This is a genomic window from Bacillus sp. EB106-04-04-XG123 (genome assembly GCF_058791855.1).
In genome coordinates this window covers 341,556-356,955 of record NZ_JBYTDZ010000001.1, presented here as the reverse complement: position 1 = coordinate 356,955, position 15,400 = coordinate 341,556, and the positions used below count along the sequence as shown (strand labels likewise).

At 43.1% G+C, this 15,400-nt stretch carries 17 protein-coding genes; 16 read left to right on the top strand and 1 reads right to left on the bottom strand.

Annotated elements, in window-relative coordinates:
- Positions 1–82 precede the first annotated feature (82 nt).
- The 16 genes from AC3WTB_RS01795 to spoVM all read left to right on the top strand — a co-directional run bounded on the left by AC3WTB_RS01795 (position 83) and on the right by spoVM (position 14,891).
- The gene (locus AC3WTB_RS01795; RefSeq protein WP_058837724.1) at positions 83–958 is read left to right on the top strand and encodes a YicC/YloC family endoribonuclease; all 876 of its coding nucleotides are present in this window, start codon (positions 83–85) and stop codon (positions 956–958) included.
- 76 nt (positions 959–1,034) lie between these two features.
- Positions 1,035–1,304, top strand: coding sequence for an extracellular matrix/biofilm regulator RemA (gene remA / locus AC3WTB_RS01790; protein WP_008344898.1), 270 nt, complete (start codon positions 1,035–1,037; stop codon positions 1,302–1,304).
- A gap of 9 nt (positions 1,305–1,313) precedes the next feature.
- Positions 1,314–1,928, top strand: a complete 615-nt coding sequence (gmk, locus tag AC3WTB_RS01785; RefSeq protein WP_024424214.1) for a guanylate kinase — start codon at positions 1,314–1,316, stop codon at positions 1,926–1,928.
- Positions 1,929–1,931: 3 nt separating this feature from the next.
- Entirely contained in the window at positions 1,932–2,135 is a 204-nt protein-coding gene (gene rpoZ / locus AC3WTB_RS01780) for a DNA-directed RNA polymerase subunit omega (protein ID WP_003211647.1), read from the top strand.
- A 117-nt stretch (positions 2,136–2,252) separates the two neighbouring features.
- Positions 2,253–3,470 (top strand): bifunctional phosphopantothenoylcysteine decarboxylase/phosphopantothenate--cysteine ligase CoaBC, encoded by a 1,218-nt coding sequence (coaBC, locus tag AC3WTB_RS01775; RefSeq protein WP_492333238.1) that lies wholly within the window; start codon positions 2,253–2,255, stop codon positions 3,468–3,470.
- Complete coding sequence (gene priA / locus AC3WTB_RS01770; protein ID WP_492333237.1) at positions 3,467–5,875, top strand: primosomal protein N'; 2,409 nt, start codon at positions 3,467–3,469, stop codon at positions 5,873–5,875. Before coaBC ends, priA begins: the two co-directional genes overlap by 4 nt.
- A gap of 15 nt (positions 5,876–5,890) precedes the next feature.
- Positions 5,891–6,373, top strand: coding sequence for a peptide deformylase (def, locus tag AC3WTB_RS01765; protein ID WP_039178446.1), 483 nt, complete (start codon positions 5,891–5,893; stop codon positions 6,371–6,373).
- Positions 6,374–6,378: 5 nt separating this feature from the next.
- The gene (gene fmt, locus AC3WTB_RS01760; protein WP_492333236.1) at positions 6,379–7,332 is read left to right on the top strand and encodes a methionyl-tRNA formyltransferase; all 954 of its coding nucleotides are present in this window, start codon (positions 6,379–6,381) and stop codon (positions 7,330–7,332) included.
- Positions 7,319–8,662 (top strand): 16S rRNA (cytosine(967)-C(5))-methyltransferase RsmB, encoded by a 1,344-nt coding sequence (gene rsmB / locus AC3WTB_RS01755; RefSeq protein ID WP_039178451.1) that lies wholly within the window; start codon positions 7,319–7,321, stop codon positions 8,660–8,662. Before fmt ends, rsmB begins: the two co-directional genes overlap by 14 nt.
- A 3-nt stretch (positions 8,663–8,665) precedes the next feature.
- Complete coding sequence (rlmN, locus tag AC3WTB_RS01750; protein WP_024424208.1) at positions 8,666–9,748, top strand: dual-specificity RNA methyltransferase RlmN; 1,083 nt, start codon at positions 8,666–8,668, stop codon at positions 9,746–9,748.
- A 3-nt stretch (positions 9,749–9,751) separates the two neighbouring features.
- Positions 9,752–10,522 (top strand): Stp1/IreP family PP2C-type Ser/Thr phosphatase, encoded by a 771-nt coding sequence (locus AC3WTB_RS01745; protein WP_029706534.1) that lies wholly within the window; start codon positions 9,752–9,754, stop codon positions 10,520–10,522.
- Complete coding sequence (gene pknB, locus AC3WTB_RS01740; protein WP_492333235.1) at positions 10,516–12,471, top strand: Stk1 family PASTA domain-containing Ser/Thr kinase; 1,956 nt, start codon at positions 10,516–10,518, stop codon at positions 12,469–12,471. Before AC3WTB_RS01745 ends, pknB begins: the two co-directional genes overlap by 7 nt.
- 12 nt (positions 12,472–12,483) lie before the next feature.
- A complete protein-coding gene (gene rsgA, locus AC3WTB_RS01735; protein ID WP_327841984.1) occupies positions 12,484–13,380 on the top strand; it encodes a ribosome small subunit-dependent GTPase A in 897 nt (298 codons plus the stop codon).
- Between the two features lie 3 nt (positions 13,381–13,383).
- The gene (gene rpe / locus AC3WTB_RS01730) at positions 13,384–14,034 is read left to right on the top strand and encodes a ribulose-phosphate 3-epimerase (RefSeq protein ID WP_144491193.1); all 651 of its coding nucleotides are present in this window, start codon (positions 13,384–13,386) and stop codon (positions 14,032–14,034) included.
- Positions 14,035–14,094: 60 nt separating this feature from the next.
- A complete protein-coding gene (locus AC3WTB_RS01725) occupies positions 14,095–14,739 on the top strand; it encodes a thiamine diphosphokinase (protein WP_039178468.1) in 645 nt (214 codons plus the stop codon).
- A 71-nt stretch (positions 14,740–14,810) separates the two neighbouring features.
- A complete protein-coding gene (gene spoVM, locus AC3WTB_RS01720; protein WP_008354550.1) occupies positions 14,811–14,891 on the top strand; it encodes a stage V sporulation protein SpoVM in 81 nt (26 codons plus the stop codon).
- 69 nt (positions 14,892–14,960) lie between these two features.
- Here the strand turns inward: spoVM and rpmB are convergent, their stop codons facing one another.
- Positions 14,961–15,149: a 50S ribosomal protein L28 gene (gene rpmB / locus AC3WTB_RS01715; RefSeq protein WP_003212514.1), complete on the bottom strand. Its 189-nt coding sequence runs from the start codon at positions 15,147–15,149 to the stop codon at positions 14,961–14,963.
- Between the last annotated feature and the right edge of the window lie 251 nt (positions 15,150–15,400).

Here is a 15,400-nt window from a genome sequence, read left to right as displayed (position 1 = left end):
TCATTATGGTATAATTTTGAGGTAATAGTGTCTGCTATTACCTTTTTCATTTTATTAATATGAAAGAATTGGGTGTTTTAACATGATACGCAGTATGACGGGATTCGGCCAAGCGAGTAAAACGGATGGAGAACTGACAGTGTCAGTTGAGCTAAAATCGGTCAATCACCGTTTTAAAGAGGTTCATGCCCGTTTGCCGAGGCCGCTTTTATATTTCGAAGATACATTAAAAAAGATCATTCTTCGTCACGTGCAGCGCGGTAGAATTGAGCTGTTTGTCACGATTGAAGGCGGTAAACTAGCAAGCCGGTCCTTACAGATCGACTGGCCGCTGCTTGATGAATACATGAAAGCCGCAAAAGACCTCGAGGAACGCTATCACATTTCAGGCATTCAGCATGCACATGACTTATTGGGGCTTGAGCTTGCCGTTCAGGTGGAAGAGTCAGCCAGCCGAAATGAACAGCTAGAGCAGCTGCTGATGGAAGCTTGCGAGGATGCTGTCAAGGAGCTTTGCTTCATGAGAGAGCAAGAGGGAGCATCACTTCAAAAAGACTGTGAACTAAGGCTTTCTGAACTAGAGGCCTATACAGAAGAAATCAAAGTCTTTGCACCAGAGGTTGTGAGTCAGTACAAAGAACGATTGAATCAGCGATTGCAAGAATGGATCGGAGAGGCGCTTGACGAGAGCAGACTGACAACAGAGGCTGCCATCTTTGCTGACCGCTGCGACATTACAGAAGAGATTACGAGATTAAAAAGTCACTTTCAGCAATTTCAGCAAATCTTGCTGCAAGGCGGTGCTGCCGGCCGAAAACTTGACTTCCTTGTACAGGAGCTCAACCGTGAAGTGAACACCATTGGATCGAAAGCGAACCATCACCATTTAACAAAGCTGGTGGTTGAAATGAAAAGTGCTATTGAAAAAATAAAAGAACAAGTGCAAAATATAGAATAGTCATTGTGTATGCTGTTTACAGTGCGTCTCTTTCGGCGAGACTAGAGACGTTTATATTACAGGGGGACGAAAGAAGATGACCATAAAGTTGATCAATATCGGATTTGGAAACATCATTTCAGCGAATCGGATGATTTCGATCGTCAGTCCGGAATCAGCACCGATTAAACGAATGATACAAGACGCAAGAGATCGAGGCATGCTCATAGATGCTACATACGGAAGAAGAACCCGTGCTGTTGTCATTATGGACAGTGACCATGTCATCTTATCTGCCGTTCAGCCTGAGACTGTCGCGCAAAGACTTTCTGTAAAAGAAGAAATCATAGATGAAGGGCAGGGGTAATACGCCATTATGAAAGAAAGAGGACTTTTAATCGTTCTCTCTGGACCTTCGGGAGTTGGAAAAGGAACGGTCAGACAAGCCATTTTCTCCCAGGAAGATACGAAATTTGAATACTCTATTTCTGTGACGACACGCAAACCGCGTGAAGGTGAAAGAAATGGTGTCGATTATTTCTTTAAAACCAGGGAAGAATTTGAACATATGATTGAAAACAAAAAGCTGTTAGAATGGGCAGAGTACGTCGGGAATTACTACGGCACGCCTGTTGACTATGTTGAACAGACATTAAGCGAAGGAAAAGATGTTTTCCTTGAAATTGAAGTGCAAGGTGCACTTCAAGTAAGAGAAGCATTCCCGGAAGGTCTATTTATTTTCCTTGCACCGCCTAGTCTTTCAGAACTTCAAAACCGCATCATTACACGCGGTACAGAATCTGAAGAGCTCATTCGAAACCGAATGGCCGCTGCGAAAGAAGAAATTGAAATGATGGATGCTTACGACTATGTCGTTGAAAACGATGATGTCGAGCTTGCTTGTGAAAGAATCAAAGCGATCGTCCTTGCAGAACACCTGCGCAGAGACAGAGTCGCACCGAGATATAAAAAAATGCTGGGGGTAGAATAAACCATGTTAGATCCTTCAATTGACTCATTGATGAACAAACTTGATTCAAAATATACACTTGTAACAGTGTCTGCACGCCGTGCACGTGAAATGCAGATCCACCAAGATCAGCAGATTGAAAACACAAAGTCTTACAAATTTGTAGGCAAAGCACTAGAAGAAATCGACGCTGGTCTTTTGACATTTGAAAAAGAGGATCAAGAATAACACATCGCTTCTGCTATGCAGATACGATACGTTCAAAAAAGTCAAAACTATGATTGGTTTTGACTTTTTTGAATTGTAGACGAATTTGTGAAAAAGGCCGTTAAGGGGGACAAACAAATGTTACAGTCAAAAAATATTTTGCTCGGTGTCAGCGGAGGAATCGCCGTATATAAAGCAGCAGCACTTACTAGTAAACTTGTACAAGCAGGCGCAAATGTCAGAGTGATTATGACGGAATCTGCTCGTGAGTTTGTGTCTCCGCTAACCTTCCAAGCTCTGTCTAGGCATGAGGTATATGTGGATACATTCAAAGAAAACAATCCAAGAGTCATTGCGCATATTGACGTAGCTGACTGGGCCGATCTCATTCTTGTTGCCCCTGCAACAGCACATACAATCGGTAAAATGGCCGCTGGACTTGCAGATGATATGCTGACGACGACTTTGCTTGCTTCAACAGCGCCTGTATGGATCGCTCCAGCGATGAATGTGCATATGTACGATCACCCGGCTGTGAAACGGAACATTCGCACATTATATGAAGACGGCTACCGCTTTATTGAGCCAAGTGAAGGTTATTTAGCCTGCGGGTACATTGGAAAAGGGCGATTAGAAGAGCCTGAAAAAATTGTGGAACACATCCGTGCTTTTTTTGATGAGCCAAAAAGCTTACCGCTCTCAGGAAAAAAAGTCGTGGTGACAGCAGGTCCTACACGTGAAGTCATCGACCCTGTCCGATTCTTTACAAATCGTTCTAGTGGAAAAATGGGCTATGCGATTGCAGAGGCTGCTCAGCAAATGGGGGCAGATGTTACGCTGATTTCTGGACCTGTTTCTTTAATTGAACCTGACCATGTACATGTAGTGCACGTTGAATCAGCTGAAGAGATGTATCAAGCTGTGCTAGAGGTATATGGGGAAGCTGATCTTGTTATTAAATCAGCAGCTGTCGCCGATTACACCCCTGTCACGACATATGCTCATAAAATGAAAAAACAGGACGGCGCTCTGGACATTGAATTCACCCGGACAAAAGATATTTTAAAAGAGCTGGGGAAAAGAAAAGAGCATCAAGTGCTGGTCGGTTTTGCAGCTGAAACGCAGGATGTAGAATATTATGCGAAAAAGAAAATTGAATCCAAGCATCTAGATATGATTGTCGCCAATAACGTTACAAAAGAGGGTGCAGGCTTTGGCACAGATACCAATGTGGCAGCGATGATCAAAGCAGATGGAACGAAAAAAGAGCTGCCGATGATGAGCAAAAAAGACCTTGCCTTTGAAATTTTAAAGGAGGCAATACAGCTGCTTCCAGAAGAGCGTGATCGAGCATGATTGCTGAAGTCATCGTAGATGTCACAACGAAAGCGATTGACCGGCCATTTGATTACCGTGTACCAGATCGATTCAAAGATCTCGTCAAAGCGGGAATGAGGGTGGTCGTTCCCTTTGGCCCGAGGAAGATTCAAGGGTTTGTGACAAAAGTCAAAGATGAAACAGACATCAAGACAGGAAACATCAAAGAGATTGTCGATTTATTTGATTTATCACCTGTTCTGACAGATGAGCTATTGGAGCTTTCCCACTGGCTGACGGAAAAAACATTGTCTTATCATATCACGGCACTTCAATCGATGCTGCCCGCAGCCATGAAGGCAAAGTATGAAAAAGAAATTCAGGTGCTTTCAGAGGAAGAACTTCCGCAGTCATTGAAAGAGCTTTTCGGTCAGCGAGAAAGCATTCTTTATGCTGACATCCCGGCTGAACAATTAAAACAAATTCAAAAGCATGTTCAAAAAGGTCATCTAGAGGTGAGATACCATGTCTCGCAAAAATCTGGAAAGAAAAAGGTCCGCATGCTCCAGATGGCTGTATCGAAAGAAAAACTTGCAGAAAAACAGCAGCAGCTAAAGAAAAATGCGGTGAAACAAAAAGCACTGATCTCCTATCTGCTTGAAGCGGGAGAGACAACCTTTTTAGTGAAAGACTTGCAGCAGCAAACAGGCGCAAGTTCTCAAACGCTTAAAACCTTTATTCAAGAAGGGCTGTTAACAGAAAGCTATGAAGAGGTCTATCGAGATCCTTATCGTGACCGTGAGTTTACACCATCTGCTCCACTTGATCTCACGCCAGAGCAAAGAGAGGCGGCCGATCATATTCATCAAGCAGTGAGTGAGGATCAGCACGAAACCTTTCTTTTGCACGGAGTGACAGGAAGCGGCAAAACGGAGATTTACTTGCAGACAATCGATCATGTTCTTCAAAAAGGAAAAGAAGCGATCGTTTTAGTTCCTGAAATCTCGTTAACCCCTCAAATGGTGCAGCGATTTAAAGAACGATTTGGCTCAAATGTGGCCGTTCTTCACAGCGGCTTATCGACAGGAGAAAAATATGATGAATGGCGGAAAATCCATCGCAAGGAAGTCAAGCTTGTCGTTGGCGCAAGATCTGCTGTTTTCGCTCCATTTGAAAATCTAGGCATGATTATTATAGATGAAGAGCACGAATCCTCTTATAAACAAGAAGAAATGCCTCGTTACCATGCCAAGGATGTCGCCATTGAACGAGCAGGGCGGCATCAATGTCCAGTCGTATTAGGCAGTGCAACACCTTCACTTGAAACCTATGCACGTGCGAAAAAAGGCGTCTATACATTGCTGTCGCTCAAACACCGCGTCAACCAGCAGCAGCTGCCTCACGTTTCGTTAATTGATATGAGAGAAGAACTAAGAAATGGCAACCGCTCCATGTTTTCAGAGGAATTGATGCTTAGGTTAAAGGAAGTGCTTGAAAGAAAAGAACAAGCCGTTTTATTTCTGAACAAAAGAGGCTATTCATCCTTTGTCATGTGCCGTGATTGCGGATATGTAGAGCAATGTCCTCATTGCGAAATTTCTCTCACCTATCACCGCTATCAAAAACGGCTGAAGTGCCATTATTGTGGTCACGAAGCACCAGTACCTGCTGAATGTCCAGAATGCCACAGTGAGCATATCCGCTATTTTGGTACGGGGACGCAGCGTGTAGAAGAAGAGCTGACAAAAGTACTGCCAGAGGCAAGAGTCATCCGAATGGATGTGGATACAACGTCTAGAAAAGGTGCTCATGAAAAGCTTCTTACCTCTTTTGGCAATAAAGAAGCGGACATTTTGCTCGGGACGCAAATGATTGCAAAGGGACTGGATTTCCCAGATGTCACACTTGTTGGTGTTCTCAGTGCGGATACATCCCTTCACATCCCTGATTTCCGTTCAAGTGAAAAAACATTTCAGCTTCTCACACAGGTCAGCGGCAGGGCAGGGCGGCATGAAAAAGCGGGCTCGGTCATTATTCAATCGTATACGCCTTCTCACTATAGTATTGAATTAACGAAGCAGCATGACTACGAATCCTTTTATGAACAGGAGATGCTGCATCGCCGCCACCAGTCCTATCCGCCGTATTACTTTTTGGCGATGGTGACAGTGTCACATGAGGAAGTGACGAAGGCAGCACATGTGACTGATCAAATTGTCCAGTTCCTAAAAATGAATTGTGCACCGAATACGCGAATCCTTGGTCCGGCTGCATCACCAATCGCTAAGATCAAAGATAGATATCGCTATCAATGCGTGATAAAATACAAAAGGGAAAATGAACTGGCAAGTTTACTACGGAAAATACAAGACCATTATCAAAAGGAAATGGAACAAAAACAATTGATGATTTCAATAGATATGAATCCATATATGATGATGTAAAACGGAGGGCTATAAGTGGCAGTAAAACCAATAGTCATACATCCGGCAGAAGTGCTTGAACAAAAGACAGAGCGTGTCGATACGTTCGATAAAAAGCTGAAAAAACTGCTAGATGATATGTATGATACAATGCTTGAGCTTGATGGAGTTGGACTAGCAGCACCACAAATCGGTGTTTCAAAAAGAATCGCTGTTGTAGATATTGGAGAAGAATCTGGCAGAATTGATTTAGTGAACCCCGAGGTGCTTGAAGTAGAAGGAAGCCAAACAGATATTGAAGGCTGCCTGAGCTTTCCATCCCTATACGGTACTGTAGAGAGACCGAACTATGTGAAGGTAAAAGCCTTTGATAAGAAAGGCAAACCATTTACAATAGAAGCAGACGGATTTTTAGCAAGAGCTTTATTGCACGAAATTGATCATTTAGACGGCATTTTATTTACGTCAAAAATCATTGAAACCTATACAGAAAAAGAACTTGCGGAAATGGAAGGGTGAAGAAAATGGCACGTATCGTATTTATGGGAACCCCTGATTTCTCAGTACCTGTGCTGCAAACACTGATAACAGAAGGATACGAAGTGGTAGGGGTCGTCACGCAGCCAGACCGCCCGAAAGGAAGAAAGCGAGTGCTCACACCGCCTCCTGTGAAAGTGGAAGCCTTAAAGCACGGCATTCCTGTGTTGCAGCCTGAAAAGGTACGCCTAGATGAAGAAATTGATAAAGTGCTTTCATTACAGCCGGATTTAATCGTCACAGCTGCATTTGGGCAAATTCTACCTAAACGGTTACTCGATGAACCTAAGTTTGGCTGTATCAATGTTCATGCCTCGCTCCTGCCAGAACTAAGAGGCGGCGCGCCGATTCATTATGCGATCCTTCAAGGCAAAAAGAAAACAGGCGTTACGATCATGTACATGGTGGAAAGGCTCGATGCAGGTGACATGATCAGTAAAGTAGAAGTGGAAATCGATGAATTAGACAATGTTGGAACACTGCATGACAAATTAAGTACAGCTGGTGCCGCACTGCTAAAAGATACGGTGCCAAATGTTCTGAGCGGGTCTATTTCTCCGATTCCGCAAAATGAAGAAGCGGCCACATACGCGCCAAATATTAAGCGGGAGCAAGAAAGATTAGACTGGACAAAAACCGGTGAAGAGCTTTACAACCAAGTTCGCGGGCTAAATCCATGGCCAGTTGCCTATACTGAATGGAACGGCGCTCATTTAAAAGTATGGGAAGCGAAAAAGGTTCCGCTGCAAGCGCAAGAAGAACCTGGGAAAGTGATTGAGCTTCAAAAAGAAGGTCCGGTCATTGGAACGGGGAATAAGCAAGGCCTCATATTAACAGGTGTGCAGCCGGCTGGTAAGAAAAAAATGAGCGGCGAAGACTTCTTAAGAGGCGCAAATATCGAAATTGGGCAGAAATTAGGGTTAATGAATGAAGAAAAGTAATGTGAGAGAAGTAGCGCTGGACGCTTTAATCAAACTCGAACAAAACCAAGCTTACAGTAATTTGCTTTTGCAGTCAGTCATGAAAGATAAAGACTTAGCTGACCAGGACAAACCGCTGTTAACAGAGCTTGTGTATGGTACACTGCAAAATAAGCTGGCATTAGATTATATGCTTGCGCCCTTTGTGAAAAAACCGCAAAAGGTGGCTCCGTGGGTGATGCAGCTTTTACGGATGTCACTTTATCAAATGGTGTACCTTGAAAAAATCCCAGATCGTGCAGCCATTCATGAAGCTGTCGAGCTAACGAAAAAGCGCGGGCACAAAGGCATTTCTTCACTTGTGAACGGTGTTCTTCGTTCCGTACAAAGAGAAGGCGTTCCGTCATTTGATGCGATTAAAGATCCAGTAAAGCGGCTGTCCATTGAGACAAGCCACCCATTATGGCTTGTGCAGGAATGGGTTCAGGCGTACGGATTTGAAGCGGCAGAAAACATGTGCCGCATTCATTTAGTCCCGCCAAAGCAGACGCTTCGCGTCAATCGAATGAAAACTGACCGCACGGCACTGCAGCAAAAACTAATGGATGCAGGCATTGAAACGGAGCTTGGCGATTTATCTGAAGATGCACTTAAGCTCATGAAAGGGTCTATCGTCTCAACCCCTTCTTTTCAAGAAGGCTATGTTACGATACAAGACGAAAGCTCTATGCTTGTTGCAAGAGCGCTTGACCCTCAGCCGGGAGAAACGGTGCTTGACGCCTGTGCGGCTCCTGGCGGAAAATCAACACATATTGCAGAACGTATGAATGATGAGGGGAAAATTGTTTCACTCGACTTACATGAACATAAAGTGAAACTCATCAAACAAGCAGCAAAACGTCTGAACCTTACTCACATTGAGGCAAAAGCACTTGATGCAAGGAAAGCAGCAGACTATTACAGCGAAGCTTCGTTTGACCGTATTCTCATTGATGCGCCGTGTTCCGGTTTTGGCGTCATTAGACGAAAACCAGATATGAAATATACAAAGTCACAAGAAGACTCAGCAAGGCTTGCAGCTATCCAGCAGGCCATTTTAAAGGAAGCGGCCCCGCTTTTAAAACCGGGCGGAACCCTTGTATACAGTACGTGTACAATGGATCCAACAGAAAATCAACAAGTGATTCATGCGTTTTTACAAGAACACCAAGACTTCGAACCCGATCTATCTCTTAATGAACGGCTGCCTGAGCAGGTTGCTCCGTTTGTTCAAAACGGAAGTGTGCAAATTCTTCCTCATTATTTCGGAACAGATGGTTTCTTTATTTGCAGCATGAGAAAGAAGGGATAAAAAATGACAGAACAAAAAGTAAGAAAAGAACTGAAGACAGAAATGCCGTCGATCTACTCATTTGAGCTTCACGAAATGAAAGAATGGTTAAAAGAACAAGGCGAAAAGCCTTTCCGCGCAGCTCAAATTTTCGAGTGGCTTTATGAGAAACGTGTGACATCCTTTGACGATATGTCTAACCTTTCAAAGGATTTAAGAGAAAAATTAAAAAATCAATTTGCGATCACCACATTAAAAACCGTGATCAAACAAACGTCTCAAGACGGAACGATCAAGTTTTTATTTGAATTACATGATGGATATACGATTGAAACAGTGCTGATGCGCCACGAATACGGAAACTCTGTCTGTGTTACAACTCAGGTTGGCTGCCGAATTGGCTGTACATTCTGTGCATCTACACTTGGCGGGTTAAAACGAAACCTTGAAGCAGGAGAAATCGTTGCTCAAGTATTGAAAGTGCAGCAGGCACTTGACGAAACAGATGAGAGAGTCAGCTCGGTTGTCATCATGGGAATTGGTGAACCGTTTGATAACTTTGACGAAATGCTTGCCTTCCTTAAAATCATCAACCATGACAACGGCTTAAATATTGGCGCGCGTCATATTACAGTGTCAACAAGCGGAATCATTCCAAAGATCTATCAATTCGCTGATGAGCAAATGCAAATCAATTTTGCTGTCTCCCTGCATGCACCAAACACAGAGATCAGAAGCCGTCTTATGCCGATCAATAAGGCATATAAGCTGCCGAAATTAATGGAAGCCATTGAATACTACATTCAAAAAACAGGAAGACGTGTCAGCTTTGAATACGGCCTGTTTGGCGGAGTAAATGATCAAGTTCATCATGCAGAAGAGCTTGCAGACTTATTAAAAGGAATCAAGTGCCACGTGAACCTCATTCCGGTGAACTATGTACCGGAAAGGGATTATGTAAGAACACCGAGAGAACAAATCTTCCTATTTGAAAAAACGCTGAAAGAACGCGGCGTAAACGTAACGATTAGACGAGAGCAAGGCCATGACATTGATGCTGCTTGCGGTCAGCTAAGAGCGAAGGAGCGTCAGGAAGAGACGAGGTGACGAATGTTGATAAGGGCAGCCTTTCAAACCGATACAGGAAAAGTCCGTCAGCATAATGAAGATGATGCAGGTATTTTTGAAGCAAAAGAAGACACCCTTCTAGCTGTTGTAGCTGATGGAATGGGAGGTCATCTTGCTGGTGATGTCGCCAGCAGGATGGCCGTCTCTTCTTTAAAAGAATACTGGGAAGAAACATCTTCAATCCCAGCAAAACCAGCAGAGCAAGAAAGCTGGTTAATCTCAAAAATTAGTGACATTAATGATCAAGTGTATGAACATGCGAAAAATAATGAGGAGTGCCAAGGAATGGGGACAACCATTGTTTGTGCGCTCGTTCATTTGCAAACGGTCACAATTGCCCATATTGGAGACAGCCGCTGCTACTTGCTAAGAGAAGGAGCACTGACCCAGCTAACAGATGACCATTCACTTGTAAATGAGCTTGTGAAAACAGGTGAAATTTCTAAAGAGGATGCAGAATATCATCCAAGAAAAAATGTGCTGACAAAAGCATTGGGAACAGATAAACACGTTCAAATCGATGCACATACTTTTGAAGTGGACCCAGGAGATCAAATCCTGCTTTGCTCAGATGGATTATCAAATAAAGTAGAAGAAGAGAATTTGATTCATATTTTAAACCAAACGACCGCACCAGATGAAAAAGTAACAGCATTAATCCAAACAGCGAATGACAACGGCGGTGAAGATAACATTACAGCAGTATTGTTAGAAATCTCCTCCCAGCCAGAGGAGGGTGACAGCAAGTGTTGATCGGAAAACGGATCAGCGGCCGTTATCAGATTCTTCGCGTCATAGGCGGAGGCGGAATGGCAAACGTTTATTTGGCGGAGGATATGATTTTAGATCGCGAAGTCGCGATTAAAATTTTGCGCTTTGACTTTGCAAGCGATGATGATTTTATTAGACGTTTCCGGCGTGAGGCGCAATCAGCCGCAAGCTTAGATCATTCAAATATTGTCAGCATCTACGATGTAGGGGAAGAAGATGACATTTATTATATTGTCATGGAATATGTCGAGGGGATGACGCTAAAAGAATACATACACGCCAATGGCCCGCTTCATCCGAAAGAAGCCGTTCGCATTATGGAGCAAGTCGTTGCCGCAATGGAAGAAGCCCATGCGAAACAGCTCGTCCACCGGGACATTAAGCCTCACAATATATTAATAGACAACATGGGGAATATTAAAGTCACTGATTTCGGGATTGCTATAGCACTCAGCTCAGCGACCATCACCCACACAAATTCGGTCCTAGGATCCGTGCACTATTTGTCTCCAGAACAAGCACGCGGAGGTCTTGCGACGAAAAAATCAGACATCTATTCACTTGGCATTGTGCTCTATGAACTCATTTCTGGACGCATGCCATTTGAAGGGGAATCAGCTGTCAGTGTTGCGCTGAAGCATTTGCAATCAGAGCCGCCATCTGTGAGAAGGTGGAATCCTTCTGTTCCACAAAGCGTGGAAAACATCATTTTAAAGGCGATGGCCAAAGATCCTTTTTATCGATATGAAGATGCATCTGAAATGCAAAAAGATTTACAAACTGCTTTCGACCCTTCAAGACTAAAAGAAAAACGCTTTGTGATTGAAGAAGATCATGAAGCAACGAAAGCGATCCCAATCATTCAAGATCATCAAGTCGATCAAGACAATGAAAAAACAGCTGTCCATCCAGTGCAAAAACCGAAGAAAAAAGAGAAACAAAAGCCGAAAAAGAAACGGAAAAAATGGCCTTGGATTGTGGCATCCATCCTATTTATTCTGACTGCTGCGACCATTTTAGCCATCACTGTGTTTCCGGGACTGCTTTTTCCAAAAGATGTGGAGGTCACTGATGTATCTGGGATGACGATTGACAAAGCCGAGGATACCTTGAAAAACGCTGGCTTTACCGTCGCCTCTGATCCAATTGAGATCGCTGATGAAAAAATTGAAAAAGGGCTTATCGTCAAAACAGACCCGAAAATCGGCACAAAGGTAAAAGAGGGAACCGAGATTCAGCTTTACCAAAGTACGGGCAAGGAAAAGACCGAATTACCTGATGTAACAGGTGAAAAGGTGGATAAAGCAAAAGAATTATTAGAGAAAAAAGGGTTTAAGCAAGTTGTTGTGGAGGAAGTAAATGATAATGACACCGAATCTGGGATTGTCATGGAACAGAAACCTTCAGCAAGTACTGAGCTTGTGGCAGCAGATGAAGAAGTGACGTTGACGGTCAGCATAGGTCCTGCCGATATTACTTTGCGGGATTTAACGACATATAGTAAACAGGCTGCATCGAATTATTTAGAGGATAACGGATTAAAGCTTGATGAAAAAGAAGCGTATTCTGATGATGTGCCAAAAGGTGAAGTGATGAAACAGGAGCCAGTAGCAGGTACTGCTGTGAAACCAGGTGATACGGTTAAGATCACATTCTCACTCGGGCCGAAGAAAAAACCGGCTAAAACAGTGACTGAGAAGATTGCCATCCCGTATGAACCAGTAACAGAAGGGCAAGAGATGACCGTTCAGATTTCCATTGACGATGCTGAGCATAGCATTTCTGATTCATATGAAACCTTTAACATCACTGCACCAACCGAACGGACCATTAAATTTAAGATTGAACCAGGTCAAAAAGGATACTATCAAGTGACGGTTGATGATAAAGTCGTAAGCTCTAAAACGATCGAATACCCTGAAGATGAATAAAGGAGGGACTTTATGCCTGAGGGCAAAATTATTAAAGCATTAAGCGGATTTTATTATGTGCTCGATGAGTCTTTAGAAAGTGGAAAAGTGATTCAGTGCAGAGCAAGAGGTATTTTTCGAAAAAACAAAATCACACCTCTTGTTGGAGATTATGTTGTGTATCAAGCAGACAACGATAAAGAAGGCTACTTATTAGAAGTAAAAGAGCGGACAAACGAACTTGTTCGTCCGCCTATTAGTAACGTCGATCAAGCGGTGCTCGTTTTCTCTGCGACAGAACCAACCTTTAGCACATCGCTTTTAGACAGATTTCTAGTGCTTGTAGAAGCAAATGATATTGAGCCGATTATCTGTATCACAAAAGTGGACTTATTGAAAACAGATGAAGAGCGTGAAAGTATTCAAGGCTATGCAGAGGACTATCGGCAAATTGGATATGATGTTCATTTAACATCCACGATCGAGGGAGACGGAATTGAAAAGCTGACCCCGCATTTTCACAATAAGATCACTGTATTTGCTGGTCAGTCTGGTGTAGGCAAGTCCTCCCTTTTAAATGCGATGAGTCCTGATCTGGCGCTGAAAACCAATGATATTTCCTCCCATCTTGGAAGAGGAAAACATACGACAAGACATGTCGAACTCATTCGTACAGCAGAAGGGCTTATTGCAGATACACCAGGCTTTAGCTCACTCGAATTTACCGGCATCGAAGCGGAAGATTTAGGTCTTTACTTTTTAGAAATCAAAGAGCGGAGTGCAGATTGTAAGTTTAGAGGCTGCCTGCACGTGAAAGAGCCAGGCTGTGCGGTAAAAGATGCGGTCGAACAAGAGCGAATCAGAGAGTATCGCTATCAGCATTATTTAGAGTTTTTAACTGAAATCAAAGACAGAAAGCCGAGGTACTAAATCATGGTTTATATTGCCCCTTCCATTTTATCAGCAGATTTCGCCAATTTGGAGAAAGATATCCGTGATGTGGAACAAGGCGGAGCGGATTACATCCATATCGATGTGATGGACGGCCATTTTGTACCGAATATCACATTTGGGCCGAATGTTGTGCAAGCAATCAGACCGCATACAAAGCTGCCGCTTGATGTTCACTTAATGATTGAGCAGCCAGACCGGTATATTCCTGCATTCGCCAAAGCAGGTGCTGACATTATTTCTGTCCATGTTGAGGCTTGTCCGCACTTGCACCGAACGATACAGCACATAAAAGAACAAGGTGTAAAAGCAGGTGTCGTCTTGAACCCGCACACACCTGTTTCTCAGATTGAGCATGTATTAGAGGATGTAGACCTTGTCTTATTCATGACGGTGAATCCTGGTTTTGGCGGACAGGCGTTTATTCCTTCTGTCCTCACGAAGGTAAAAGAAGTGAAGACCCTTAGCGAACAAAAGGGCTTATCAGACTTACTCATAGAAATAGACGGCGGTGTCAATGTAGAGACTGCAAAAAGCTGTAAAGAGGCGGGCGCTAATTTACTTGTGGCCGGCTCAGCTGTATACGGTAAAGACAACCGTGCAGCTGCTATTCAGGCTATTCGAGAAGCGTAAAAAAAGGAACCAAAGTCACTCTGATCTTTGGTTCTTTTTACATGGAGAGGAGCGTATATCATGCACATACATATCGTAGCCGGCGGTCCTTTTGAATACATTCCGCCCCTTGAACATGAAGCATCGCAGGATGATATTCTCTGGGTTGGTGTAGACCGGGGAACGCTTTTTTTACTAGAGCGCGGCATCATGCCTGCCAAGGCTTTTGGTGATTTTGACAGTGTGACAGAAGAAGAGCTTTGTGAGCTGAAAAAGAAATTGCCTGCCCTGAATGTATTTCAGGCTGAAAAGGATGAAACCGATTTAGAGCTTGCACTGAACTGGGCCATGCGCCAGCACCCAGCGCATATTTACATCTACGGCATTACAGGAGGAAGGGCTGATCATTTTCTAGGAAATATTCACCTTCTATATCAAGGCATTCAGCACAAGCAGAACATGACTCTTGTAGATAAACAAAATATCATTCAAATGTTTGGGCCTGGTACATACGAAATCAAAGAAGACCCGGATAAAAAATATGTGTCGTTTCTGCCCTTTGGTACATCGGTTGAAAAGCTGACATTAAAAGGTTTCAAATATCCTCTGAAAAATTGTCATATTGAGCCCGGTTCCACACTATGTATTAGTAACGAACTCATCCACTCAAATGGTACTTTTTCTTTTCATGAAGGCATATTAATAATGGTAAGAAGCAAAGATTGACCAACCTATCAATGTGGATGGCTGATTAAGCTCAATTGTGCTGCAAGCGGTACTTTTAGGAGGGGGACAAAATGAAATTTTATACAATCAAACTGCCTAGATTTCTTGGCGGCATTGTCCGTGCGATGCTTGGTTCATTTAAAAAAGATTAATGAGTAATCTCCTTTATTTCCACATAAAAACGCCTGCTACAGTTTATTGTAGCAGGCGTTTACTCTTGCTTATACACGCTCAACTTTACCAGATTTCAAAGCTCGAGCTGATACATATACTCTTTTAGGCTTACCGTCCACTAGAATACGAACTTTTTGAAGGTTCGCGCCCCATGTACGTTTTGTAGAGTTCATTGCGTGAGAACGGTTGTTCCCAGCTTTTGTTTTTCTGCCTGTAATAACGCATTTACGTGCCATTTGTTTCCCTCCTAACTGCGAAAACATCATCATATTCTTCATATACGTACTTAGAGATGCCTCAAGATACTTTAATAATTTACCACAGCTTCAAGGGGTTTGCAAGGATTGTTTACTCCTCTTTCAAGAAAAATACCTTGACATCTTGATAAAAAATCAAGGCTATAGTATAAGTAGGATTGGGTCGGATTGAATGATTTCTTTTAAAAAGAAGGGTCTTATAGTAAAATAGTGATAACTCAGGGCAATTT